Origin of the sequence: Janthinobacterium rivuli (assembly GCF_029690045.1) — a bacterium.
GTDB lineage: Bacteria > Pseudomonadota > Gammaproteobacteria > Burkholderiales > Burkholderiaceae_D > Janthinobacterium > Janthinobacterium rivuli.
Genome location: NZ_CP121464.1, coordinates 3,361,754 through 3,385,180 on the forward strand (window position 1 = coordinate 3,361,754; position 23,427 = coordinate 3,385,180).

At 61.6% G+C, this 23,427-nt stretch carries 22 protein-coding genes; 15 read left to right on the forward strand and 7 right to left on the reverse strand.

What is annotated here, in order from left to right; translation table 11 throughout:
* The first annotated feature begins 12 nt into the window (after positions 1 to 12).
* From P9875_RS15190 to P9875_RS15230, 9 genes are all read left to right on the forward strand, one after another.
* Positions 13 to 1,365 (forward strand): hypothetical protein, encoded by a 1,353-nt coding sequence (locus tag P9875_RS15190; protein ID WP_278315778.1) that lies wholly within the window; start codon positions 13 to 15, stop codon positions 1,363 to 1,365.
* 30 nt (positions 1,366 to 1,395) lie between these two features.
* Positions 1,396 to 1,668 (forward strand): phosphopantetheine-binding protein, encoded by a 273-nt coding sequence (locus P9875_RS15195; protein WP_035818574.1) that lies wholly within the window; start codon positions 1,396 to 1,398, stop codon positions 1,666 to 1,668.
* Entirely contained in the window at positions 1,661 to 2,890 is a 1,230-nt protein-coding gene (locus P9875_RS15200) for a beta-ketoacyl-[acyl-carrier-protein] synthase family protein (RefSeq protein ID WP_176389635.1), read from the forward strand. Before P9875_RS15195 ends, P9875_RS15200 begins: the two co-directional genes overlap by 8 nt.
* Positions 2,887 to 4,146 (forward strand): beta-ketoacyl-[acyl-carrier-protein] synthase family protein, encoded by a 1,260-nt coding sequence (locus tag P9875_RS15205; RefSeq protein WP_176389634.1) that lies wholly within the window; start codon positions 2,887 to 2,889, stop codon positions 4,144 to 4,146. Before P9875_RS15200 ends, P9875_RS15205 begins: the two co-directional genes overlap by 4 nt.
* On the forward strand, positions 4,143 to 4,892 hold the full coding sequence (locus P9875_RS15210; RefSeq protein ID WP_099403549.1) for an aspartyl/asparaginyl beta-hydroxylase domain-containing protein: 750 nt from the start codon (positions 4,143 to 4,145) through the stop codon (positions 4,890 to 4,892). Before P9875_RS15205 ends, P9875_RS15210 begins: the two co-directional genes overlap by 4 nt.
* A gap of 9 nt (positions 4,893 to 4,901) precedes the next feature.
* Positions 4,902 to 5,639 carry an SDR family NAD(P)-dependent oxidoreductase gene (locus P9875_RS15215; RefSeq protein WP_099403550.1) on the forward strand — a complete coding sequence of 246 codons (738 nt, stop codon included), beginning with the start codon at positions 4,902 to 4,904 and terminating at the stop codon, positions 5,637 to 5,639.
* A 290-nt stretch (positions 5,640 to 5,929) separates the two neighbouring features.
* Complete coding sequence (locus tag P9875_RS15220) at positions 5,930 to 6,964, forward strand: sensor histidine kinase (RefSeq protein ID WP_235211660.1); 1,035 nt, start codon at positions 5,930 to 5,932, stop codon at positions 6,962 to 6,964.
* Positions 6,961 to 7,710, forward strand: a complete 750-nt coding sequence (locus tag P9875_RS15225) for a LytR/AlgR family response regulator transcription factor (protein ID WP_035818583.1) — start codon at positions 6,961 to 6,963, stop codon at positions 7,708 to 7,710. Before P9875_RS15220 ends, P9875_RS15225 begins: the two co-directional genes overlap by 4 nt.
* 69 nt (positions 7,711 to 7,779) lie before the next feature.
* The gene (locus tag P9875_RS15230; RefSeq protein WP_278315779.1) at positions 7,780 to 8,874 is read left to right on the forward strand and encodes a S41 family peptidase; all 1,095 of its coding nucleotides are present in this window, start codon (positions 7,780 to 7,782) and stop codon (positions 8,872 to 8,874) included.
* Between the two features lie 192 nt (positions 8,875 to 9,066).
* Here P9875_RS15230 and P9875_RS15235 read toward each other — a convergent pair whose 3' ends face one another.
* Complete coding sequence (locus P9875_RS15235; protein ID WP_278315780.1) at positions 9,067 to 10,692, reverse strand: tetratricopeptide repeat-containing response regulator; 1,626 nt, start codon at positions 10,690 to 10,692, stop codon at positions 9,067 to 9,069.
* A gap of 350 nt (positions 10,693 to 11,042) precedes the next feature.
* On the opposite strand from P9875_RS15235, the gene P9875_RS15240 reads away from it, so the two are divergent.
* A complete protein-coding gene (locus tag P9875_RS15240) occupies positions 11,043 to 12,107 on the forward strand; it encodes a GGDEF domain-containing protein (protein ID WP_278315781.1) in 1,065 nt (354 codons plus the stop codon).
* Positions 12,108 to 12,322: 215 nt separating this feature from the next.
* Entirely contained in the window at positions 12,323 to 16,360 is a 4,038-nt protein-coding gene (gene purL, locus P9875_RS15245; RefSeq protein WP_278315782.1) for a phosphoribosylformylglycinamidine synthase, read from the forward strand.
* 85 nt (positions 16,361 to 16,445) lie between these two features.
* On the opposite strand, the gene dgt is transcribed toward purL, so the two are convergent.
* Both dgt and P9875_RS15255 read right to left on the reverse strand, forming a co-directional pair.
* On the reverse strand, positions 16,446 to 17,666 hold the full coding sequence (gene dgt, locus P9875_RS15250) for a dGTP triphosphohydrolase (protein ID WP_278315783.1): 1,221 nt from the start codon (positions 17,664 to 17,666) through the stop codon (positions 16,446 to 16,448).
* A 79-nt stretch (positions 17,667 to 17,745) separates the two neighbouring features.
* Positions 17,746 to 18,552, reverse strand: coding sequence for a lipid II flippase Amj family protein (locus tag P9875_RS15255; protein WP_278315784.1), 807 nt, complete (start codon positions 18,550 to 18,552; stop codon positions 17,746 to 17,748).
* A gap of 320 nt (positions 18,553 to 18,872) precedes the next feature.
* Between P9875_RS15255 and P9875_RS15260 the strand changes: the two genes are divergently transcribed.
* Complete coding sequence (locus P9875_RS15260) at positions 18,873 to 19,328, forward strand: tellurite resistance TerB family protein (protein ID WP_100872919.1); 456 nt, start codon at positions 18,873 to 18,875, stop codon at positions 19,326 to 19,328.
* A gap of 31 nt (positions 19,329 to 19,359) precedes the next feature.
* Here P9875_RS15260 and P9875_RS15265 read toward each other — a convergent pair whose 3' ends face one another.
* The 4 genes from P9875_RS15265 to P9875_RS15280 form a co-directional block, all read right to left on the reverse strand.
* On the reverse strand, positions 19,360 to 19,887 hold the full coding sequence (locus tag P9875_RS15265; RefSeq protein WP_278315785.1) for a hypothetical protein: 528 nt from the start codon (positions 19,885 to 19,887) through the stop codon (positions 19,360 to 19,362).
* 36 nt (positions 19,888 to 19,923) lie between these two features.
* On the reverse strand, positions 19,924 to 20,133 hold the full coding sequence (locus P9875_RS15270) for a hypothetical protein (protein ID WP_278315786.1): 210 nt from the start codon (positions 20,131 to 20,133) through the stop codon (positions 19,924 to 19,926).
* Between the two features lie 34 nt (positions 20,134 to 20,167).
* Positions 20,168 to 20,617 carry a hypothetical protein gene (locus tag P9875_RS15275; RefSeq protein ID WP_099401837.1) on the reverse strand — a complete coding sequence of 150 codons (450 nt, stop codon included), beginning with the start codon at positions 20,615 to 20,617 and terminating at the stop codon, positions 20,168 to 20,170.
* 185 nt (positions 20,618 to 20,802) lie between these two features.
* Entirely contained in the window at positions 20,803 to 21,537 is a 735-nt protein-coding gene (locus P9875_RS15280) for a helix-turn-helix transcriptional regulator (RefSeq protein WP_278315787.1), read from the reverse strand.
* Positions 21,538 to 21,830: 293 nt separating this feature from the next.
* Here P9875_RS15280 and P9875_RS15285 point away from each other — a divergent pair, with 293 nt between their 5' ends.
* From P9875_RS15285 to P9875_RS15295, 3 genes are all read left to right on the forward strand, one after another.
* Positions 21,831 to 22,301 carry a hypothetical protein gene (locus tag P9875_RS15285; protein WP_278315788.1) on the forward strand — a complete coding sequence of 157 codons (471 nt, stop codon included), beginning with the start codon at positions 21,831 to 21,833 and terminating at the stop codon, positions 22,299 to 22,301.
* Between the two features lie 69 nt (positions 22,302 to 22,370).
* Positions 22,371 to 22,874, forward strand: coding sequence for a DUF3304 domain-containing protein (locus tag P9875_RS15290; protein ID WP_278315789.1), 504 nt, complete (start codon positions 22,371 to 22,373; stop codon positions 22,872 to 22,874).
* Between the two features lie 52 nt (positions 22,875 to 22,926).
* Positions 22,927 to 23,424 carry a DUF3304 domain-containing protein gene (locus tag P9875_RS15295; RefSeq protein WP_278315790.1) on the forward strand — a complete coding sequence of 166 codons (498 nt, stop codon included), beginning with the start codon at positions 22,927 to 22,929 and terminating at the stop codon, positions 23,422 to 23,424.
* Positions 23,425 to 23,427 lie beyond the last annotated feature (3 nt).

Genomic DNA, 23,427 nt, shown 5'->3' on the forward strand with positions numbered 1-23,427 from the left:
AAGAAAGATGCGATGAGCGCGACAGTCCTCACTTATGTACTCTCCCCGGCCACGGCCGTGGCCAACAGCCGCGTCAATTTCACCCTCGTGGCCAGCAACGGCGGCGCCAAGCCCTTGCAGCTGACGCCGAACGATGAAATCTACATCTGCCTGCCGGTGGGCAGCGGCGCCACCGACTTGACGGCGGACTTGAGCACGGTCAACACCGGGGCGCCTGCCAGCTGGCGCTGCAGCAAGAACGCCTCGGCCGCCCCGTACAATTTCCTGATTTCGCCGAGCCAGAACGTCACGCTCGCCGCAGGCGCCTTCCTGGCCTTCGAATTCAATGCGGTGGTCATCAATCTGGAGCAGGGCAACGTATCCGTGCTGCTCGATGAGTTCATCGGTGCCGGCCAGGCCAAGACCAGCTTCCCGGTATCAAAAAGCGTGGCGGTGCTCAGCATCGTGGCGCAGGCGGTCCCGCAGATTGTCGGCCTGGGCCAGAGTACGACCCTGAAATGGACGGCGGCCAAGGCCGCCTACGTGACGATTTCGCCGCTGCCGAACCAGTACAAGACCATCGACCAGCTGGTCACGACACCGTCGAAGGACGTGGCCCCCGGCGCGGTGCAGGTCGCCTACACTTTCTACGCGTGGACGCCTTCGCAAGAATTCGCGCGCGACATCGTGGTGGTGACGATCAGCGCGCCGGTAGTCGAGAGTTTCGAACCCAAAAACAGCCCGGCCATCAATTATTTCGATACCGTCACCTTGAGCTGGAATGTCGACTACGCCCAAACGGTGCAACTGACCACGGACACGGGCGTGGTGCAGGTGGGCAGTTCCGGCAGCTTGCCCGTGCAGCCCTACAACAGGTTGCAAGGCAATTCGGCCACCTACACGTTGCGCGCGACCGGGCTTGGCCAGCCGGTGCTGGCGCAGATCGACATCCCGTTCAAGCCGGTGACGGTCGATTACTTCCGCTATCCGGCCTTCGGCGTGACCAACACCTACCAGGTCGGCGTGAGCAACGGCGTTTGGCAGGTTGACCAGTTCACCGGCTATTTCCGGCTCACGGCGAGCGGCGCCTACGGGCCGGTGGTTCAATACCTGGGCGATTATCCTTCGCTGCAGGTGCAGGTGTTCCTCGCCAGCGCCGACAGCGTGGCCGCCGGCACGGCGGTGACGCTGCAATGGCAAACCAGCCTGGCGCTGTCGGCCAACCTTGGCGCGAACGGCGTGAGCCGCGCCATCGCCAGCGACCAGGTGGCCAAGGGCAGCGTCGTCGTCAACCCGGCCGTCACGACCGACTATGTGCTCAGCGTCAGCGACGCCAACGGCAACATCGTGACCAGTTCCCTCAGTGTCGTCGTCAGCCCGTCGTAATCAATCAACCCTGCCAAATGGAGCAATCTTATGCGAGAATCTGAACGTGTCATTTACGAAGCCATCCGCAAGGTCAAACCCTCGCTGATCGAAACCGAGCTCACCCCCGCGACCCGCTTCGACAAGTTCGACATTGCGTCGCTGGAAATGGCGATGATCGTGTTCGAGATCAACGACGCCTTCGACATCGAGATCGAACTCTACACCTTGATGACCCTGGACACCATCGAGGACGCCTGCGTCCACGTCGACCAGGAGCGCCGCAAGAACGGAGCGGTCGGGACGGTGGTCGCCGATGCATGAGCTGAGCGACGAGCAAAGGGTGGTCATCACCGGCATGGGCTGCGTGTCGGCGAGCGGGATCGGGGTGGCGCCGTTCTGGGATGCGCTGATCCATGCCAAATCGGCGATCCGTCCCGTCACCCGGACCCAGGTGGGGCATACGATCACGGCGCCGGCCGCCGTAGTCGAAGGCTTCCAGTTGCAGCAGCACATACGCACCAGCCAGCAACCGCTGCTCGACCCGTTCTCGCAGTACGCGCTGGTGGCGGCCCAGGAGGCGATCGCCGACGCCGGCTGGAACCGCGAGCAGGTTCCGGGCGACCAGGTGGCCGTGATCCTGGGCACCACCAGCGGCGGCGAGGCCTCGCGCGAGGCCGAGGCGATCCGCCTGTTCCACCTCGGCAAAAAGAGCTGCAATCCGGCGCTGGTGGTGCGCACCAACCATCAGGCGTCGGTCAGCTGCATCTCGATGGAATTCGGCTTCACGGGCCCGGCCTTCGTGGTCCATAGCGGCTGCGCCTCGGGCACGCACGCGATCGCGCAGGCCTTTTTGATGCTGCGCCACGGCCACGCCGGCTACGCCATCAGCGGCGGCAGCGAGGCCAGCGTCATCTATTCGACCCTGCTCGCCTTTCAGGCCATGGGCGTGCTGGCCAGCGACACCTGCCGCCCGTTTTCGAGCGGCCGCAGCGGCCTGGCGCTGGGCGAGGGCGCCGGCGTGGTGGCGCTCGAAACGCTGGCCTCGGCGCGCGCGCGCGGCGCCGTCGTGTACGCCGAACTGGCGGGCGTCGGCATCACCTCGGACGCGGGCGACCCGGTCAACCCGCTCGCGCAGGGCTCGGCCGCGGCCATGAACAAGGCGATGCGCTCGGCCGGCCTGCGCCCCGATCAGATCGGCTACATCAACGCCCACGGCAGCGGCACCGAATCGAACGACCTGGTCGAAAGCGCGGCGATCCGCAGCGTGTTCGGTGCGCGCGACGCGGTGGCCGTGTCGTCGACCAAGGCGGTGCACGGGCACGCGCTGGGCGCGACCGGCGGCTTCGAGTTGATCGCCGCCACCCTCGCGCTCAAGCACGGCCTGATCCCGCCGACCGCCAATTTCCTCAAGCGCGATCCGCTGTGCGACATCGACATGGTGCCCAATGAACTGCGCGAAAAGCGGATCGATGCCGCCTTGTCCAATTCCTTCGGCCTGGGCGGCATGAATTCGGTGCTCGCCATCAAGCGTTGCCCGGCATGACGAGCTCGCACATGGCCGCCCAGCGGCGCGTGGTGGTCACGGGAATGGGCGTGGTCTCGGCCGCCGGCAACGACCTGGCCAGTTATTGGGACAATTTGCGCAACGGGCGCAGCGGCGTGGCCGCGCTCAGCCGCGAGGGCGAGCAGTGGTGCGCGACGGCGCAGGAACCTGTACGCCTGATCGGCGCCCAGGTCAGCCTGCCGGCCGCGCGCACGGTGGCGGCCAATATATCGCCCGAAAGCATCGACGATTTCGCGCGCTTCGCCCTGCACGCGGCCGAACAGGCGATGCGCCAGGCCGGCTTCGACTACCTGATGGAGAACAGGGAAGAGGTCGGCGTGGTGCTGGGCACGGCGATGGGCGGCGAGGATGCGCGCAACCTGGCCGGCTTCCGGGTGTATGTCAAGCGGCGTCCGCCGGCGCCACAAACCCTGATCCGCGCCATGGCCAACGCCGGCGCGAGCACCGTCTCGATGGCCTTCGGCCTGCAAGGGCCGAGCCACTCGGTGGTGAGCGCCTGCGCCTCGGCCACGCACGCCATCGGACAGGCTTACCAGATGATACGGGCCGGCCTGGCCGACGTGATGCTGGCCGGCGGCAGCGAACAGTTGCCGTCGTACAGCCTGTACAGCGCGTGGCGCCAGATGCGCGTGCTTTCGCCGGACGCCTGCCGGCCCTTCGGGGCCGACCGCAACGGCATGGTGCTGGGCGAGGGCGCCGGCGTGCTGGTGCTCGAAACGCTGGCCTCGGCGCGCGCGCGTGGCGCCACCATCCTTGGCGAAATCTGCGGCTTTGCGATGAACGCCTCGGCCGCCGACTGGACCCGTCCCGACAGCGCCAGCATGGCGCGCTGCATCGCGCGGGCCGTCAAGAGTGCCGGACTCGACGTCGAGCAGGTCGGCTTCGTGATCGCGCACGGCACCGGCACCTTGCTCAACGACGCGGCCGAGAGCGAGGCCATCCACGCAGTGTTCGGCCGCCACGGCGCCAGCGTGCCTGTCTCGGGCGGCAAGGCGATCCACGGGCACGCTTTGGGCGCCACCGGCGCGCTGGAATGCATCAGCGCGCTGCTGGCGCTCGAGCACGGGGTGGTTCCGCCGATCGGCGCGCCGCACATTCCCGACCCCGCCAGCAGGCTCAACATCGTCCATGGGACGGCCATCGGGCATGGCAAGCGCCATGCACTGTGCAATTCGTTCGCCTTTGGCGGACTCAACGGCGTGCTGGCAGTCGGGCGCCACGACGGGGAACCATGATGCTGCTGAAAAAACTCTACTTCATCGCCAGGACGCGCCTGCTCAACTACAAGATCGTCAGCGTGTTCAACCCCATCTTCAACCGGGTGATCGGGGGCGACAAGCGGCCGCTGTACTTCGACATCGACGAGACCTGTCCCGCCTTGCGCCTGTTCGAGCAGAACTATGACGCGATCCGGGCCGAGCTTGACGCCGTGCTGCCGCACCAGCACGAAATGCCGCGCTACCACGACATCGATATCGACCTGTTGTATGCCTCGGGCCGCTACAACCGCGAGAAGCGCTGGAACGTGTTCATGCTGTACTGCTACGGCGAGAAGCCGGAATTCAACCGCAAGCAGTGCCCGAAGACCTGCGAACTGCTCGACGCGATTCCGCACCTGTGCCAGGGATTCTTTTCGATCCTCGATCCCGGCAAGTCGATCCCGCGCCACACCAGCCCCTCGCGCTACTACCTGCGCTACCACCTCGGCCTGAAAGTGCCGAAGCACAATCCGCCGTCGCTGCTGCTGCACGACACCAAATACACCTGGAAGGAAGGCGAGGCAGTGCTGTTCGACGACAGCTGGGACCATGAAATCATCAACGACGCCCAGGAAGTGCGGGTCGTGCTGATTGTGGACGTGCTGCGCCCGATGCCGCAGCCGGCGCACATGCTGGGCCGCCTGATCATGCTGATGGCGCGCCGCGTCTACGCCATCGGCACCCACCGGCGTGCCAGCAACTACACCTGGAAAACCGATTAAGGAGTTCCCATGCGAAAAAATGGTGCGATCATCATCACCGGCGGCAGCCGCGGCCTGGGCCAGGCCTTCGTGCGCGACGCGCTGGCATGCGGCCACATCGTGGCTACCTGCAGCCGCAACGAGACGGCCTTCATCCGCGAACTGCGCGCTGCCGATCCGGACGAGAACCGCTTCTGCTGGCGCGCGCTCGACATCACCAACGGCGCCGAGAGCAAGAAATTCGTCAAGGAAGTGGCACGCCGCTACGGCGCCATTTCGGGGCTGGTCAACAATGCCGGCTACAGCGACGGCCAGTTGCTGACGATGATGAACGAGGAACTGCTGCAAAAGCTGCTGAGCACCAACCTCGAGGCCTTGATCCGCATCACGCATTTCGTGGCGCCTTATCTGCTCAGGGAGGGGGCCGGCAGCATCATCAACATCGGCTCGATTTCCGGCAAGCGCGGCTTTTCCGGCATGTCGATCTACGGCGCGACCAAGAGCGCGCTCGACGGCTTCAGCCGCTGCCTCGCGCGCGAGCTGGGCGAACGCATGGTGCGCGTAAACGTGGTCGCGCCAGGCTTGATCGCCACCGAGATGGCGGACGCGACCTCGGAAGTGGAGAAACAGAAGATCATCGGTCTCACGCCGATGGGCCGTTTCGGCACCGTCGCCGACGTGGTCGGCGTCGTGCGTTTCCTGCTGTCCGACGATTCGGCCTTCATCACAGGACAAAGCATTACCGTCGACGGCGGCTTTACCTGTTAAGTGCCAACGCGCCAGGGAGGTCTACGGCAGCGCTGTCTGGCAGGGGCCGTCGGCGTGGCCTGGCCCTCGCGGCGCATACGCATGAACTCGACGCCCGCGAGCACATTACCGGAGCCCGAACCGGCTGGTCGCAGGGCATGCACGGGTCGGCGCATTTGACTGGACCGCCGTCCGGCTATCGCTTAAGGTGGTGGCTTTCGTAGCTCGGGACTTTCCATGCGCGTTTTACCTTCCATTCGATGGCTGACTGACACAACAGAATTGCGGAGTTGCATTTTTGGAAGCCCGGCGTGAAGGTCGAAACGCCCTTGCTCGTTCCCGTGCTGGCCGCGCTGCCGGTGTGCGCCTGCATGGCCATCCTCGGTCTGCCGGCCTACAGTAATGGCTATATAGTTGCCTTTCGTACGCTTTTCTTCGTCGCCTGCCTGGTGTGGCTGATTCCGCTGACGCTGCTGCAGCGGGCCATGTGGCGCCGCGAATGGTCGTGGCTGCGGATGGGGATGATACTGTTGGCGGTCACCTACGCAATGGCCATTGTGAACGCCTTGCTGGGGCAGCGCCTTGGGATTTCGCTCGGAATGGAGAAGGGCTACCACTGGGCCTCTCTCGCACGGGGTCTGGATAGCTGCTGGCTGGCGCTGATCGCGTTCTGCGCGGTGCATGCGGTGGGGGTGTATTACCTGTCGCTGCAACAGGTCCGCCTGCATCTCGTCCAGGCGCAAAGCGCTGCGCGCGACGCCGAGCTGCGCGCGCTGCGCCTGCAGGTCAATCCGCATTTCCTGTTCAACTCCCTGAACGCGATTTCCGCGCTGGTGTCGGCGCAGTCCAACCGTGAAGCCAACCGCATGCTCGCGTGCGTGTCCGATTTCCTGCGCGCCACCCTCGCACACGACGGCCGCCACGAGCATACGCTTGCCGATGAATTGGCCCTGCTCGACGCCTACCTCGCCATCGAAAAGGCGCGGCTCGGCGAGCGCCTGCGCCTGACGATGAAGGCCGGCCCTGACCTGCTCGACAGCGTCGTGCCCTATCTGATGCTGCAGCCGCTGGTGGAGAATGCGATCCGCCACGGCATCGCGCCGCTGGCCGCTCCCGGCCGGCTCGATATTCTGGTCGAGCGCGCCGGGGCGCGCCTGCTCATCGACGTGCGGAACGACGGCCAGCAGCGGGCGCACGCGGAAAGCGGGATCGGCCTGAGCAACGTCAGGGAACGGCTGCGCCACCTGTACGGCGAGGCTCAAGAAGTGGACGCAGGCTGGCGTACGGACGGTCGCTTCCACGTGCGCATCGCCATGCCGCTGCGCGGTATGGGGGCGGCGGCATGAGCATCCGGGTCGTTATCATCGACGACGAGCCGCTGGCCAGGCTGGCGGTCAAAGTCAGGCTGGCCCGGCGCGATGCCTTCACGCTGGTTGGCCAATTCGGCGACGGCGCCAGCGCTGGCGAAGGTATTCTGGCGCTGAAGCCCGACCTGGTGTTCGTCGACGTCGAAATGCCGGGCAAGTCCGGCCTCGAAATGCTGGCCGCACTGGCGCCGGCGCAGCGGCCGATGGCGATCCTGCTCACCGCCTACGACGGCTTCGCCCTGCAAGCCTTCGAACTGGCCGCCCTCGATTACCTGCTCAAGCCCGTCGATGACGAACGCTTCGACGAAGCCCTTGACCGTGCTGAGCAGGCTTTTCCCTATCGCGGCCATGGTCGTGCCGCAGCGTCGGCGACGCCGGCAGCGCGCACTTTCAGCGTGCGTGTCGGATCGCGCACGGTGCTGGTGCCGGTTGCGGAGGTCGAACGCATCGAGGCCGACGGCGATTACGCCTCCCTGCATGCGAACGGCAAGACCTGGCTGATGCGTGAGCGCCTGCACAACCTGGCCATGCAGCTCGATCCGCGCCAGTTTCATCGCGTGCACCGCTCGTCCATCGTGCGGCTGGACATGATCGCCGAGCTGCGCTCGCTCACCAACCGGGACGCCATGCTGCGCCTGCGCGACGGCAGTGTGCTGCGCGCCAGCCGCTCCTATATGCCCGCTCTGACGGAAGCACTGCAACGCCGCGACAAGAAAGCCGAATGAGGCAGGGCGCAACACGCGCATTTTTTCACGCAACAATCAAAGGCTTCGTAGTCCAACTTGGAGGAATGTATGGCAGGTAGAAAGAAGTTTGTCGCAGCAGTCGTATTGGGTGCGTTGTTGTCGTTTTCCGCCTACGCGGCGGAGGACACTGTCCTGAGCGCGTCCGCCCGCGCCGCGATCGTGCAGACACTGGTCACGAAAATGAACGCGAATTACATCGAACCAGCGGTGGCTGAACGGGTCGGCAGTGCGATCACCAGGAAAAATGCGGCAGGAGGTTATGCGAGCGCCGCCAGCGTGAAGGCGTTCAGCGAGGTGCTGGCGAAGGACTTGCGGGAATTGAGCGGTGACTTGCATTTCAGCGCCGCGTTTTACGAAGGTCTTCGTGAGCGCAGCGGTGCCGACGAACTGCCTAGCCGCGCCAAGATTGACGAATGGCGCGACCAGACCGTGCGGCGCGGCTATGACATCGAGAAGATCGAACGCCTTCCCGGCAACGTCGGCTATATCGAGCTGCGCGGCTTCGGCGGTCCGGAATTCGTCGGCGCGGCGTACACGGCGGCGATGTCGCTCATGGCGGGGACGGATGCGCTGATCCTCGACCTGCGCCGCAACGGCGGCGGCAGCCCGGCCAGCGTGGCCTACCTGATGAGTCATTTCTTCCCGTTCGGCGACGAGCGTCACCTGATCGACATGTACGATCGTCCGACCGGCACGACGCGGCAGTTCTGGACCGTGAAGACGGTCACACAGCGTTACGACAAGCCCGTGTACGTGCTGACCTCGGCCCGCACGTTTTCCGGCGGAGAGGATTTCTCCTATGGCATCCAGGCGCAGAAGCGCGGCACGGTGGTCGGAGAGACCACCGGCGGCGGCTCCAATCCCGTGAGCTGGTACAACCTGGGCCAGGACATCATAGTTGCGATCCCGACCGCGCGCACGACCAATGTCGTCACCAAAACCAACTGGGAGCACGTCGGCGTGAAACCGGACATCGCCGTGCCGGCGGCACAGGCGCTGCAGACGGCGCACGTCGCCATCCTGCGCAAGCTGGTGTCATCGGCCAAGGAGGGCAACGAGCGCAAGGAACTGCAGCGCGTGCTGGCGATGGCGGAGAAAGGGGAGTCCGAGAAGCCGGTCTACACGCTCAGGGGCGAGCGTTAATATCGCCGAGCTGATCAACCTTGTGGCGGCAAGGGGGACGTAGGTCGGATTAGCGGCGGCACGCCGCGTAATCCGACACTACTGAGCCAACAATGGTGTCGGATTACGCTACGCCTCGGCGGCCCCGCTAATCCGACCTACGTGAATGATCGGAAATGGCCTGCGCAGCAGGTTTGCAGTGCGTCCCTCAGATCAGGTGGCAATACCGTACTTGTGCTGCGTGGCCGCATACTGCTGCTTGAGCGACTCCAGCTTCGGATGCTTGGGGTCGATCTTGCTGATCACCTGCATCTGGTGCTGCGCCTGTTCGGCCAGCGGGGCTTCCCAGCCCAGCATGTTGAGCTGGCGCAGGATGGCGTCGACGGAGGCGAACAGCACGGGCAGGTTGCCTGGGGTTTTGCGCAGGGCCTGGCGCAGCACGAATACCGCCCCCTTGAGCTCTCCGCTTTCCGACTTGCTGGCCGCATCCTGCATCAGTTCCTGCACCTGGTGCGTGATCTGCTGGCCCATGCCTTGCGCCAGGTCGTGGCGGCCCGCCTTCTCAAATACGTCGACGGCCGCTTCCATCGTCACGTCGCTGTCGGCTTCGTTGACGAGTTTCATCATGACGTCGGACGCGGCCTGCTCCAGGTTGTTTTTCAGGCAGCTTTGCACGAGGCCCACCTTCAGCTGCGTCGACAGGCCCCGCGCCGTGTCCAGGGCGGCGGCGGCCAGCTGCAGTTCGCTGGCGGCGGCGATGTCGTTGCCCGACAGTTCATGCAGCATGGCGGCCGAGATGGCGCGGCACGCTTCCACGTTGGCGCCGCCGCGCAAGGAGCGCTCCATGTCGCGCAGCACGCCGCTCGCTTGCGGCGCGTCGCCTTTCTTGACCAGCGTCTTGACCAGGTTGACGTGGTCTTCCGGGTCGCGAAATTCCGAGTACTTCGCTTTCGTCACGACCTGTTTATACGCCCGTTCGGCCGCGCCGATGTCGCCCGTGTCATAGGCGATGCCGCCCAGGTGGCGCAAGCGGCGCACCATGTGCGGCGAGATGGCCACCGCGTCCTCGAGGATTTTCTTTGCCTGCAGCTGCTGGCCCATGGCTTCATGGTTCTTCGCAAGAAGGTCATAGGCGGCCATGAAGCGGGGATAGACCTCCACCAGTTCCAGCAGCGCGTCCTGCGCCTCTTCGTGGCGCTGCTGCTCGAACAGGGTGCGCGCCAGTCCCAGGTGGGCCCAGGCCATGGGGCGCGTGGCCAGCATGTCGGCGTACAGCTGTTCCGCTTCCTTCCATTCGTCCAGGGCGATGTGCAGCTCGGCGCGCAGGCGGGTGAAATCGGCCGCCAGGCGCGGGTGCTGCAGTTCGGCCGCGCGGCAGCTTTTCACGGCTTCGCGCAAGTCGCCCTTGTCGATCAGCTGGTAGGTGGGCAGGAAGAGGGCGCGGCGCTCGATGGCGCGCGCGATGCGTCCGCTCAGCACATCGACGGTGAACGGTTTCAATATGTAGTCCGACGGGGTCAGCTCGGCCGCGCTGATGACCTTGCTGTGGATGGCTTCGGAGGTCAGCATGATGAAGATCGTCCACAGGCCGATCAGCTTGTGGTGGCGCAAGTCTTCCAGCAATTGCTGGCCATCCTGGCCGTCCGTACCGCTACCAAGATCGTATTCGCACAGGATGATGTCGAACGGTTTCTTCGTCAGCAAGCGGATGGCCGTGCCGGCATTGACGGCATATTCCACCTTGGTGATGGCCGCCTGGTTCAGCATATTGTGCAGATTGCCCCGCATGCTGGGGTTCGGGTCGACGATCAGGACAGATAAGTCGCTAGTTTCTGGCATGGTTCAGCTCTCGTTCATCTGTTCGGTCATTTGCGGGAACTCTTCTTATATATGTATCTGCCTGGCAGTATTACTTTTTATCAGCATACTGCAAAGCCGGCCGACACTGCCAGCAAAATGCATGCAATCGGGCGTGGGGCAGGGCGCCGGGTGCTTCCGGTGGCGCGCGGCGTTGTATTTCATGGCGCCGCCGCCCTGCGCGCCAGTGCCGGCACCGCAAATTCCAGCAGATAGTTGACTAGCATGATAGTATCCTAATTACAACTAGTGTTGGATGCCGCACAATCTTGCGGCCAGGCATGCGCAAGGCTGTACCGGGCGCTCTTCTTCTCTCTGGTGTCGATACCCGTATGCGTGTTCCTGACCTTTCTTCCCTGCGGCGCATTGCCGTTCCCCTTGCGTTTGGAGGCAACAGCGAACAGCAGCATACGTATTTTGCGGAGCTGCACCGGGTCGGCATGGTCACGCAAGTGCTGGGCATTATCGCCTTCAGCCTGACGTGGCTGATGATGCCCGATTCCTATCATCCAAACCAGACGCATGCCGTGCTGGCCTTGCTGGGCATGTTGACGAGCCTGGTCGTGCGCTACCGCTGCACCACCTTGCCCGTGCTGACCATTACGGGCGCCTGCGCCGTGCTGACCCTGACTTTTGGCCTGCGCACCATGGCCGACGCCGTGCAGCACGCCAGCTTCTGGGTCTTGCCGGTGGGCGTCTTCATGACCCTGGCCATCGCCTCCATCTTCAATGGCGGCCTCAGCTACCTGGCCGTGGTGGCCGGCGTGTGGTGGAATGTGGGCCACGGCCTGTATCCCGTCAATGCGGGCTTGCCCGACCAGTCCTGGGCGCCGTTGATGATAGCCGTCAGCGTGCTGTTCGGGCTGGCGCTGAATGTCAGTTTCAGTTTATTGCGTTTGCGAAACTATCACTCCAAGGTGGAATTGACGCGGCTGGCTTTCCAGGACAGCCTGACGGGCCTGAACAACCGCCGCATGTTCACGCAGCGCGCCCAGCAGATGCATGGCGCGGCCCATGGCGGCACGCTGCATTTCCTGATGATCGATATCGACGATTTCAAGATCATCAACGACCAGCAGGGACACGACGCGGGCGACGAAGTGCTCGTGCGCACGGCCGCCGTCATCGCCGACAAGGCGCAGGGCCATCTGTGCGGGCGCCTGGGCGGCGAGGAATTCGGCATCGTCTACGCGGGCGGCCGGGAAGACGCGCGCGCCTTTGCCGGCGCCCTGGTCGAAGCCGTCAGCCAGGCTTTCCTGGCAGCGCAGTTCGTGTCGATCAGCGTGGGCGTGGCCGAGCTGGACCGGAGCAAGGACCTCGGCCACAGCTACCGGCTGGCCGACGAGGCCCTGTACCTGGCCAAGCGGCAGGGCAAGAACCGCTACGTGATCGCCTGATGGCCGGCTGACGGTGTTGTTACCGTGTCAAAAACTGCCGCCGTTTGGGGCAAAAGCGGGGCAAAAGGGTGGCAAAAGGGGGGTAAAACCCCAAGTTCCGGTCATAAGGCAGGGGTAAAACGGGTATAATGCGCGCAAAGGAAATTTGCCGTACGAAAGATATTGTCATACCTACCTTTAACCCGCAGCCACGCTGCATCAACCACCTTCCAATCATGTTGATACTGCCGGGTTCCAATGCCCTGTCCCATTTCCGTAGCCACCGTCTGTTAAGCCAATTGCAAGCCGTCTCGCCTGCGATTGTTGCCGTACAAGCACGCTATGTCCATTTCATCGATGCCAGCGCGCCTCTCACCAGCGACGACAGCACGCGCCTTGGCGCCTTGCTGACGTACGGCGAGCCGGCCCATGCTGACAATACGGAAGGCGCTGCCGAAGAATTCTTCGTCATCCCCCGTTTCGGCACGATTTCGCCGTGGGCCTCGAAAGCCACCGACATCGCGCACAACTGCGGCATGGCGCACATCAAGCGCGTCGAACGCGGCGTCGCTTTCCGCATCAACCTGAAATCGGGCATCCTGGGCAGCGCCATTGGCGCCGGTAAATTGACTGAGGCGCAGTTGAACTCTGTGGCCGACCTGTTGCACGACCGCATGACGGAATCCGTGCTGCGCAGCGCGGACGACGCCAAGGACCTGTTCCGCACGCTGGAAGCGCGCCCGCTCGAATCGATCGATTTGCTGGGGCAGGGCAAGCTTGCTTTGGAAACGGCGAACACGGAACTGGGCCTGGCGATGTCGGAAGACGAAATCGACTACCTGGACGCCGCCTTCACCAAGGCCGGCCGCAACCCGACGGACGTGGAACTGATGATGTTCGCGCAGGCGAACAGCGAGCATTGCCGCCACAAGATCTTCAACGCCGACTGGACCATCGACGGCGTGGCGCAACCCAAGTCGCTGTTCGGCATGATCAAGAACACGCACGAACTGCAGCCGAAGGGCACCGTCGTCGCCTACAGCGACAATTCCTCGATCATGGAAGGCGCGACCGTGTCGCGCTTCTACCCGCGCGGCGACAAGCACGAATACGCGGCGTCGACGGAGCTGACGCACACCCTGATGAAGGTGGAAACGCATAACCACCCGACGGCGATTTCTCCATTCCCTGGCGCCTCCACGGGCGCGGGCGGCGAGATCCGCGACGAAGGCGCGACGGGCCGCGGCGCCAAGCCAAAAGCTGGCCTGACCGGCTTCACCGTATCGAATCTGTCGCTGCCGGACGCCGTGCGCAGCTGGGAAACGGCCGCTTCCGTGACGGCGCCGCTGGCAGGCCGTACGGATGCGGACCAGTACGGCAAACCGGAGCGCATCGCGTCGCCGCTGCAAATCATGATCGAAGGCCCCTTGGGCGGCGCCGCGTTCTCGAACGAATTCGGTCGTCCCGTATTGGGCGGCTACTTCCGCACGTATGAACAGAATGTCGGCGTCGACAAAGACGCCGTGTTCGGTTACCACAAGCCGATCATGATCGCTGGCGGCATCGGCAATATCTCGGCGCAGCACACGCACAAGAACGACATCCCCGTCGGCAGCCTGCTGGTGCAGCTCGGTGGCCCGGGCATGCGCATCGGCATGGGCGGCAGCGCCGCCTCGTCGATGACCACCGGCAGCAACACGGCCGACCTGGACTTCGATTCCGTCCAGCGCGGCAATCCGGAAATGGAACGCCGCGCCCAGGAAGTCATCAACGCCTGCTGGCAAATGGGCGCGGACAATCCGATCATCTCCATCCACGACGTGGGTGCGGGCGGCTTGTCGAACGCGTTCCCGGAAATCACCAACGACGCCAAGCGCGGCGCAATTTTCGACCTGCGCAAAGTGCCGCTGGAAGAATCGGGCATGGCGCCGAAGGAAATCTGGAGCAATGAATCGCAGGAACGCTACGTTCTGGCCATCGCGCCGGAAAGCCTGCCGCTGTTCAAAGCCATGTGCGAACGCGAACGCTGTCTGTTCGCCGCCGTGGGCGTGGCCACCGAAGAGCGTCAACTGAAACTGATCGACCCGGAACTCGGTAACGAGCCGGTCGACATGCCGATGGACGTCTTGCTGGGCAAGCCGCCGAAGATGCAGCGCGACGTGGTCCACGTGGCCAACGATTTCCCGGCGATCGACCTGACGGGCATGGACTTGAAGGACGTGGCGCAAAAAGTGCTGCTGCTGCCGACCGTGGCCGACAAATCCTTCCTGATCACCATCGGCGACCGCAGCGTGGGCGGCATGACCGTGCGCGACCAGATGGTGGGACCATGGCAAGTGCCGGTGGCCGATTGCGCCGTCACCACCATGAGCTTTGAAGGCTACTTGGGCGAAGCGATGGCCATGGGCGAACGCACGCCGCTGGCCGTTATCGACGCCGCAGCTTCCGGCCGCATGGCCGTGGGCGAAGCCGTCACCAACATCGCCGCCGCAGCAATCAGCGATATCAGCGACATCAAATTGTCCGCCAATTGGATGGCCGCTTGCGGCCAGCCTGGCCAGGACGCGGCCCTGTACGACACGGTCAAAGCCGTCGGCATGGACCTGTGCCCGGCGCTGGGCATCAGCATCCCCGTCGGCAAGGATTCGCTGTCGATGCGCACGACGTGGAAAGACGAGAGCACGGGCGCGGCGAAATCCGTCACGTCGCCGGTGTCGCTGATCGTGTCTTCGTTCGCGCCAGTAACGGATGTGCGCAAGTCGCTCACGCCGCAGCTGAAAACGGACAAGGGCGACACGTCATTGATCCTGATCGACCTGGGCCGCGGCAAGAACCGCCTGGGCGCTTCCGCGCTGGCGCAAGTCATGGGCCAATTGGGCAATGAGACGCCGGACGTCGACAGCGCGGAAGACCTGAAAGGCTTCTTCGCCGCCATCCAAAAGCTGAACAGCGACGACAAGCTGCTGGCCTACCATGACCGTTCGGACGGCGGCCTGTACGCCACCCTGACGGAAATGGCTTTCGCCGGCCACACGGGCATGTCCGTCAACCTGGACATGCTGACCATGGAAGGCGAGCATTCGAGCGACTGGGGCGACGCCAAGAACTGGACGGGCCAAGTCGCGGAACGCCGCAACGAACTGACCCTGCGCGCCTTGTTCAGCGAAGAGCTGGGCGCCGTGATCCAGGTGCGCGCGGAAGAAAAGTCGCTCGTCATGGACGTGCTGCGCACGTTTAATTTGGGCGCCTGCAGCCATATCATCGGCAAATTGAACGACCGCGACGTCATCGAATTCACACGCGACGCCAAGCTGATTTACACCCAGCCACGCGCTGAACTGCACCGCCTGTGGAGCGAAACGAGCTGGCGCATCGCCCGCCTGCGCGACAATCCAGCTTGCGCGGACGCCGAATACGACCGCCTGCTGGACGTGCAAGATCCGGGCATGTCGCCCATCGTCACGTTCGACCAGAACGAGAACATCGCCGCGCCATTCATCGCCACCGGCGTGCGTCCGCGTGTCGCCATCCTGCGCGAGCAGGGCGTCAACTCGCACATCGAGACGGCTTACGTCATGCACCAGGCAGGTTTTACGGCTGTCGACGTGCACATGAGTGACCTGATTGCCGACCGCGTGAAACTGGACGACTTCCAGGGCGTCATCGCCGTGGGCGGTTTCTCGTACGGCGACGTGCTGGGCGCTGGCGAAGGCTGGGCGAAAACGATTCTGTTCAACGCCAGCCTGGCGGAACAGTTCGCGCGCTTCTTCAACCGCATGGACAGTTTTGGTCTGGGTATCTGCAACGGCTGCCAGATGATGAGCAACCTGAAATCCATCATCCCTGGCGCCCACGCCTGGCCTAAATTCACGCGCAACAAGTCGGAGAAATTCGAAGGCCGCTTTGCCATGGTCGAAGTGATGGATTCCCCATCGATCTTCTTCAACGGCATGGCCGGCACCCAGGCCGGCATCGCCATCGCCCACGGCGAAGGCTACGCCGACTTCTCGCAAACGGGCGACATCACCCAGGTCACCAAAGCCATGCGCTTCGTCGACAACAAGGGCGCCGCCACCGAAGCGTATCCATACAACCCGAACGGCTCGCCGGAAGGCATCACCTCCGTCACCACGCCAGACGGCCGCTTCACCGTGCTGATGCCGCATGCGGAACGCGTGTTCCGGTCAGTCCAGCAGTCGTATCACCCTGAAGCATGGGGCGAGGATTCGCCATGGATGCGCATGTTCAGGAATGCGCGGAAGTTTGTGGGGTAATCTATTTTCGGCGCGGCGTCTTGGTTTAGGGCGCTGCTGCTGGGGCAGGAATGAGAAAGCCGCTGTCGGGAGACAGCGGCTTTTCTTATGGACAATATATTTTATCCAAAGATCCTTTGCCAAAATACCTCTCATACTCTTGGGCAGCGTAGGAATCCATCATTCCCGCTATGTAATCAATCACTAAACGCTCTTGTGGATCTTTAATATGCCTCAATTCGGCTGGCAATAAAATGTTTCCTTTATTATATTTTTTATCGGTTAAAACTTCATAAAGCCCTTTTATTATCTTTTCGCCACGTTTTTCATAGAGCTGAACATCTTTTTTACGTAAGATTGCTCTAAAAAGCAACTTCTTCAACCCTTCCGCTAGTTTTTCTTTCGTTCTGTATCCTAGTTCTTGAACACCATTCTTTTCTGTTACTGTTATATCTTTACAGAGTAGATTGACAATGGTGGATGTGATTTCTTTGCGGAGTACAATCGAATATTCTTCGGAGGTGTTATGTGCCGTTGAGTTAAGAGCTTCATCTTCGGCATATTCTGTTATTTTTTTGAAATCATCATATGCTGAGCTAAAATCAGTACTAATTTTAAATTCATGAAGAATTTCTCCAATGGTAATTATCTTGAAGCTTAATGCATCTTCGAGATCATGAGCTGCATAGGCAATTTCATCGGATAAATCCATTATTTGCGCATCGATACTCTTCTTTATTTGAATTCCATTTTTCGAAAGTTCGTTACACAAAAAGCTATAATCTTCCGGGTATAAAAATTTTTTACTATTTTGTTTTTGTGTGTAGAAATACTTAGTTATTCCAAATAATGTTCTTATTGTAAGATTTAATCCCTCGTAAGAATAATGTTTCTTTTCCAATTTTCTAACTAAGCGAAATGCCTGTGCGTTCCCCTCATAACCGCCGAAGCCTGAACTTAGGTCATTCAGAATTTTTTCCCCGTAGTGACCAAATGGAGGATTTCCCATGTCATGTATTAAAGAGCAGGTTTCTGTAAAGACGCTGTTGTTTAGACCTAGATCGACAGCTATACTGCGTGCAATTTGTGCAACTTCCAAACTATGTGTTAAACGATTTCTGTTAAAGCGACTTGCATCGATGCCAAGTAACTGCATTTTTCCCTGAAGTCGACGAAAAGAAGATGAATATAAAACTCTCGCATAATCTCGCATATCTTCATCGCGCCCATTCCGTTTGTCATTGTCTTGATTAAATGATCTGTAATGAAGCGATGAAATAATTATCTCTTGATTTTTCGCAAATTCTCTGGTTTCTTCGTTATACACTGGGTTTCCTGATCTTCATAAATTAATAATTTATTATGTAATTTTTCTTTTGTAGTCTTCAATTAAAAACAATTTCTATTTATATATTTTTCGCCACCCCCACAATCACCACCGCCGACGGTACCAGCAAAAACTGCGCAATCAGCGTTCCCGCTAATCTGCTCCCCACCAGCCACACCACCGCCCGTCTAAATTGCGATTCTTCGATCTTGCCCTCGATGACGTCATCCGTCATGCCCGACATGTGCGGGTCGATGAAGACGGCCATCATGATGGTGGCGCCGCCGTTGATGATCGATGAAAGCGTGCTGGAGGTGACTCTCACGCTGGGGTCGAGCACGCCTGCGTACAGAGCGGCGAAGACGCCCACCGTCCACAGGGCCGTGGCGATGACGTTCATGGCTGTCATGGAAATCGATACGCCGGATTGTTGGCGCAGGCCCGTGACGTTGGCGGGCTTGGGCAGACTGGCGGAAGTCTTGAGGTAGGACAGGCCGCCCTTGAAGACGGCGTGGAGCAGCAGTTTCGGTACCGACCTGTGCACCTGGAAGTGTTCGACGGCGCGGCAGAAGGCGCGCTGGAAGGTGGGGATCAGGATCGCGCCGAGGATGGTTGCCAGGCTGGCGGAGAACAGCAGCCAGCGGAAGTCGACTAATAAGGTGCTGGCGGCAACATGCTGGTCGATGCCCGTTTCCACGCGCTTGGCGAGGAAGGGGCCCAGGAAAGAGTTCGAGGTGCGCGACAGCAGCATCAGGATGCTGAACAGGGCCAGCGACACGGCGATGCGCCGGGTGCGGATACCGGCGATGCGCACGGAGTAGGCGAGGGTGCCGATGATGTGGATGATGAACGTCAGTGCGCAAATCAACAGCAATTGCTTGTCCATCACAACCTTGCAGTAAAGAAAATGTCATTCCATGCTGCCATGGAGTTACTTATTTTTCAACTGCAAATAAGATAATTTTCTTATTAATTGGGTTTCGTGGTGTTTTGGGCGTTTGTATGCAGTTGGCGGTTTTTCACCCCAAAGGCAGAAACTGGGGTCAGACCCTTAGGGTCTGACCCCGGCCCTTGCTCTGGGTTTGGCTATGCTTTCATTGGAGGCAAGATTTGTTCCCGCCGCTTGCATTCCACCCACGCGCCCTCATCTGGGTGGTAATGGTAGCCTGTAGCGCTGCCTCATTCGAACCAACCAGGAGAACCACCATGAGTTTCGATTCCTTTCTGTCCAAACTGAAGACCAAAGCCAGCGAACTGAAAACCGAGGCACTGAAGTACAAGAACAAGGATTTCCTGAATGCCGCGATGGCGGGTTCGGCCTTGATTTCCATGGCGGACGGCAGCGTCAGTGCGGAAGAGAAGCAGAAGATGGTGAAGTTTATTGAAAGCAATGATGCGCTGTCCGTGTTTACCACCACGGACGTGATCAAGGCGTTCCAGGACTATGTCGGGCAGCTGGAGTTCGACAAGGATATCGGCGAAGCCAAGGCGTATCAGGCGCTGGGCAAGATGAAGTCGAATGTGGAGGCGTCGCGCCTGCTGGTGCGCATGATTATCGCTGTCGCTTCGTCGGACGGCAATTTCGACGCCAACGAGCAGCGCGTGGCCAGCAAGATCGCGCGCGAGCTGGGCTTGACTCCTGCGGAGTTCGAGTTGCAGTAACTGCCTAGCCAGCCGGCCCCGGCTGGCTAATTTACTCCTTGTCCCACCACGGCGGCGTGCCCGACGACCAGGGGCACGTCATTTCCACTTCGCGTATCCTGTAGCGGATCTCGATCACCTGGCCTGGGCTGAAGGGGCCGCGTTTCCAGTCGCCGGAATCAAAGACGTAGCCTTTGCCCTTGATGCAAAGACTGGTCGGGTTGTTGCCGATGGGGCCGGTCGAGTGCAGGGTGACGCGCACTTCGCCGTTGGCGTCCAGCGGCGCGTCGCCACCCATGAAGAGTGGATCCGAGCCGACGTCGCAGACAGTGGTGCTGCCTATCTTGCTGCAGTGCTTGATATACGTTTGCTGGCGCGCCTGGGCCAGGTAATCGTCATGCCGCATCGGCTTGCCGTCGTCATAGGTAAAGCGCAGGATGACTTGCGTGGGCTCGCTGGCAGGATGGCGCGTGGTGCTGGTGCAGGCGGCGCTGACGAGGGCCAGCAAGGGCCAGGCCAGCAGGCGCAGGATGCCGCGCAGCAGCGTCGAGATCGGGTTGTTGCCGGGTGATTGCCGCATGTGCCGTTGCCATTTGTCTCATGAACTGGACGGCGATCATAGCATGCGAAGGCAGCCGTTCCGCCAGGACGCGCGGCGATTCAATTCCTGCAGCACTTTCTTGCACAACACCCCATAGCCCACGCCAGTGCCGCGCTTGTGTGCGGCCAGGTCGTAGCCGGCGCTGATGTCGTCCCAGGCCGCCGTCTGCTTGATGGCGGCCTGGGTCAGCGCGTTTTGCTGTTGGACAGAATACTGTTTGCTCATGGCTGCCACCCCATGTGGAATGCCGCTTGCCGGCTTAGCGCGATGCCAGGCTCATGCTTTGCACGTGGGCGGGCACGATGGCGCCGCTGGCCAGTTTTTCGGCCGGTACCTGCATCAGCACTTCGCCGCCCACGCTGCCGTCGTCGCGCAAGTCGATGCGCATGGCCAGTTGCTGGTCGAGCGCCACGAAGCTGTTGCTGCCGCTGGCGATGATGCGGTGTTCTTCCTGGTCGTCGATGCGCGCATACATCATGGCGCCGATGTTGCCCGCATTGCGCAAATACAGCACTTGCCCGTTCGACAGCTCATAGCCGCCGCGGAACGGAGCAAACCTTTCCGCACTCATGAAATGCTTGTGTGCCGGCAGTTCGATCGTCTGCAGGCGCCCGCCTGGAATGACGACGGTCTGGCTGTCGGGGAGCGTTTGCGCATTTGCCAGCAGGGCGCAGACGCCCAGGGTGCCGGCCAAGATCCATGTTTTCATTTTTTTACCCATCCTTGAACTTTGGTGCCGGCCGCTGCCGGCGCGGCGATGTTGTTATAGGTGACAGGGAACCACACCGGCTGGTCCGCATGCCTTGCTTTCACTCTGGCAAGGCGCGGGCGACCGGTGTTGCCAGTGTAGGCAGGCAAGATGCACCGCGCATCATCCGATCGGATGACACGGCCTCATGCATCGACGATGGCCAGATGCGCCGTCGCGCCGTGGATCAACGCGATCAGCTCGCCCTGGCGCCGCGTATCCGTCTTCAAATAGGTGTGGTGCAGATGCGTCTTGACGGTGTTGACGCTGATGCCGCCCTGCGCGGCGATTTCCTCGATGGTGGCCCCTTGCGCCAGCGCCTTGCCCACTTGCGCCTCGGCTTGCGTCAAGTCAAACAGCTGGCGCAAGGCAGGAACGGACGTGCACGTTTTCGTGGGGTCGCGCGCGATCAGCAGTGCGCAGCTGGGCTGGCAATCGGCGAGCGGGCTGATGGTCACGGCCAGCGGCGCTTGCTGCTTGCGCGCCAGGCGCAGCGACTGGCATTGCGCCGCGCCACCGGCGCTGGCGATCACCAGTCGCACGGCGCGCACCAGGGCGGGCGGGGCGGCGTGTTCCAGCTGCGCCGCATGCAGTGCGTGTCCGGCGGGGGTGGCGAAGCGCAGCGCGAGGCTGGCGTCGAGCACCAGCACGGCGGCGCCCATGGCGTCGAGCGCCGCCTGCGCGCAGTGGCTGGCCAGCCGCGCCTCGCGCAGGCGCTGCTGCAGGAACAGCGCGCGTTGCAGATGCGGCAGGAGTTCCTGCCATTGCTGGCCGTTCAGGCCGGCGCTGTCGAGCTGCGGCCAGTCGCCTGTGCCGCAGGCCGAGTCGTACATGGCGCCGATCAGCTTGCTCACATCCGCCGTGACTGTCCCTGTGTCCATGCTAGTCCCCAATCCTGATGACATCAGTGTGCCGCAGGCGTGCAGGTGCGGAACTGGGTAAGGGCGGTCTTGCGCGGCGATCCGCCCCGCCTTCGTGAGGAGGGGCGGATCGCTGCCATCTGTCCTGGGCAACTATCAAGATAGTACAAACGCTGCACCACCGCAATGCGGCGCTGCCGATGCAATCGTGCTCCCGGATTAAAAATTCCTCGATACAATAAAAAAAATTGTTAAAAATATAAACCATGGAGCATGGGCGGGAGTCGCATGCCATTCACTTAGCGAAAGTTTTTATGCAACCAAGCAAGCATTACCTGACGGCGTTCCCGGCGCTGGCACTGTGCCTGACGCTGGCGTTTATGGGCGGCAGCGCCGTGGCGCAGGCTGCCGACAAAGTGCCGCCAGCGTCCAGCGGAGCGCGGCAGGGCAAGGTCAAGCCTGCCGATACGGCCAACCTGGTCAGTCATCTGCGGCGCGTGATCACCGATGAAACGAATGACACGCCGCCGCGCATACTCAATGCCTTCGTCGCCAAATACCAGCAGCGCGCGCTCGATGCGGGAATCGACGACCTCGACCGGCAGTCGCAATACGTGGTGCTGGCGCTGTACACGTCGGGCAAGGCAATGGAGCAGCCGCAGTTCGTGGCCCTGATGAAAAATCCGCCCGCCTCGGTGGACGCCTTTTACGATGCCCTGCACGCCTTGCCGAATACCGTCTGGGAGGCGGGGCCGCCGTTGTGGGAGGCGTATGCGGCAAAATAATAATTCTTTGAACCGTGACAACATTGCAGAATTGACGGTGTCATCATTTGTGATTGCTGAGGGTATCTTATGCTAAAAAATCTTAGGTCGATGAAGCCGGCGCTGGTCGGTTTCCTGTGGCTTTGCATGGCGGTTTCACATGCGGCAACGGGCAAGGAAAGCAAGGAGTTGATCGTAAATATAAGCGCCTACAACCATACCGATCACGGGGTGGGAAGTTATGAGGTGACCTTGCAGAATGGCGCCAGCGCGGGGGCGGGCTATCTGGATGCTGGCCAGGGTGGCGGCGGACATACTTGCTGCCTTTCCCTTCCCCGCGTGTGGCAAGCGGGAATGACGGCGACTATCGTCATGCACACCATCAAGAATGGCAAGGACATCCGCGTGGAACAAACCGTGCCAGTGCCCAAGTACACGGCTGACGATGCGGGAATGTTCATCGTGCATTTTCTGAGCAATGGCAAATACAAGGTGTTCGTCACCCGCTACCTGCTCGGCCATCGAAAATACCCGCTGTCAGGGAAAGAGGCGCAACTGGAGCGGGGCGTCCCGATTGAAATTATCTGGGGCTGAAGACGCTGCGCGGCAGAAGGGGCATGCACATGCGCTTCCCTGTGAGGGCCAAATGATATTTTTCTCGAAAAATAGCTATGCCGCCTGTTTCGTGTGCATGGTCTTGTCGCTTTTGAATACCGGCTGTGCGAGGAGCGAAAGACAAATCACCGTGAGCCTGACGGCGTACAACCATGGCGAGTACGGCGTCGGCAGTTATACCGTGACACTGGCCGATGGCTCGTCGGCGGAGGCCGGGTATCTTGCTCCCGGCGAGGGCGGAGGGGGAGAGACTTGCTGCCTTTCGATACCGGCGCGATGGAAGCCGGGGATGACGGCGGCCGTCGCCATGCATACGGTAAAAAACGGCGAGGACGTCCGCGTGGAGCAAACGGTGGCGGTTCCCCCGTATGCTCCCGCCGATGCTGGCCGCTTCGTCGTGCATTTTCTTCACGGTGGCGGCTACAAGGTCTTCGTGACCAAATACTCGCTGGGGCATCGAAAATATCCGCTTTCCGGCAAGGAGGCGGAGATGGAGCCGGGCGTGCCCCTGGAAATCATCTGGGAATAGTGC

Coding starts and splice junctions, on each gene's coding strand:
- P9875_RS15230 (WP_278315779.1), top strand. CDS start 7,780: ATGGCAGGTAGAAAGAAGTTTGTCGCAGCAGTCGTATTGGGTGCGTTG.
- P9875_RS15215 (WP_099403550.1), top strand. CDS start 4,902: ATGCGAAAAAATGGTGCGATCATCATCACCGGCGGCAGCCGCGGCCTG.
- P9875_RS15225 (WP_035818583.1), top strand. CDS start 6,961: ATGAGCATCCGGGTCGTTATCATCGACGACGAGCCGCTGGCCAGGCTG.
- P9875_RS15200 (WP_176389635.1), top strand. CDS start 1,661: ATGCATGAGCTGAGCGACGAGCAAAGGGTGGTCATCACCGGCATGGGC.
- P9875_RS15275 (WP_099401837.1), bottom strand. CDS start 20,617: ATGAAAACATGGATCTTGGCCGGCACCCTGGGCGTCTGCGCCCTGCTG.
- P9875_RS15190 (WP_278315778.1), top strand. CDS start 13: ATGAGCGCGACAGTCCTCACTTATGTACTCTCCCCGGCCACGGCCGTG.
- P9875_RS15195 (WP_035818574.1), top strand. CDS start 1,396: ATGCGAGAATCTGAACGTGTCATTTACGAAGCCATCCGCAAGGTCAAA.
- P9875_RS15255 (WP_278315784.1), bottom strand. CDS start 18,552: ATGGACAAGCAATTGCTGTTGATTTGCGCACTGACGTTCATCATCCAC.
- P9875_RS15235 (WP_278315780.1), bottom strand. CDS start 10,692: ATGCCAGAAACTAGCGACTTATCTGTCCTGATCGTCGACCCGAACCCC.
- P9875_RS15285 (WP_278315788.1), top strand. CDS start 21,831: ATGCAACCAAGCAAGCATTACCTGACGGCGTTCCCGGCGCTGGCACTG.
- P9875_RS15265 (WP_278315785.1), bottom strand. CDS start 19,887: ATGCGGCAATCACCCGGCAACAACCCGATCTCGACGCTGCTGCGCGGC.
- P9875_RS15240 (WP_278315781.1), top strand. CDS start 11,043: ATGCGTGTTCCTGACCTTTCTTCCCTGCGGCGCATTGCCGTTCCCCTT.
- P9875_RS15290 (WP_278315789.1), top strand. CDS start 22,371: ATGCTAAAAAATCTTAGGTCGATGAAGCCGGCGCTGGTCGGTTTCCTG.
- P9875_RS15210 (WP_099403549.1), top strand. CDS start 4,143: ATGATGCTGCTGAAAAAACTCTACTTCATCGCCAGGACGCGCCTGCTC.
- P9875_RS15260 (WP_100872919.1), top strand. CDS start 18,873: ATGAGTTTCGATTCCTTTCTGTCCAAACTGAAGACCAAAGCCAGCGAA.
- P9875_RS15270 (WP_278315786.1), bottom strand. CDS start 20,133: ATGAGCAAACAGTATTCTGTCCAACAGCAAAACGCGCTGACCCAGGCC.
- P9875_RS15280 (WP_278315787.1), bottom strand. CDS start 21,537: ATGGACACAGGGACAGTCACGGCGGATGTGAGCAAGCTGATCGGCGCC.
- purL (WP_278315782.1), top strand. CDS start 12,323: ATGTTGATACTGCCGGGTTCCAATGCCCTGTCCCATTTCCGTAGCCAC.
- P9875_RS15295 (WP_278315790.1), top strand. CDS start 22,927: ATGATATTTTTCTCGAAAAATAGCTATGCCGCCTGTTTCGTGTGCATG.
- P9875_RS15205 (WP_176389634.1), top strand. CDS start 2,887: ATGACGAGCTCGCACATGGCCGCCCAGCGGCGCGTGGTGGTCACGGGA.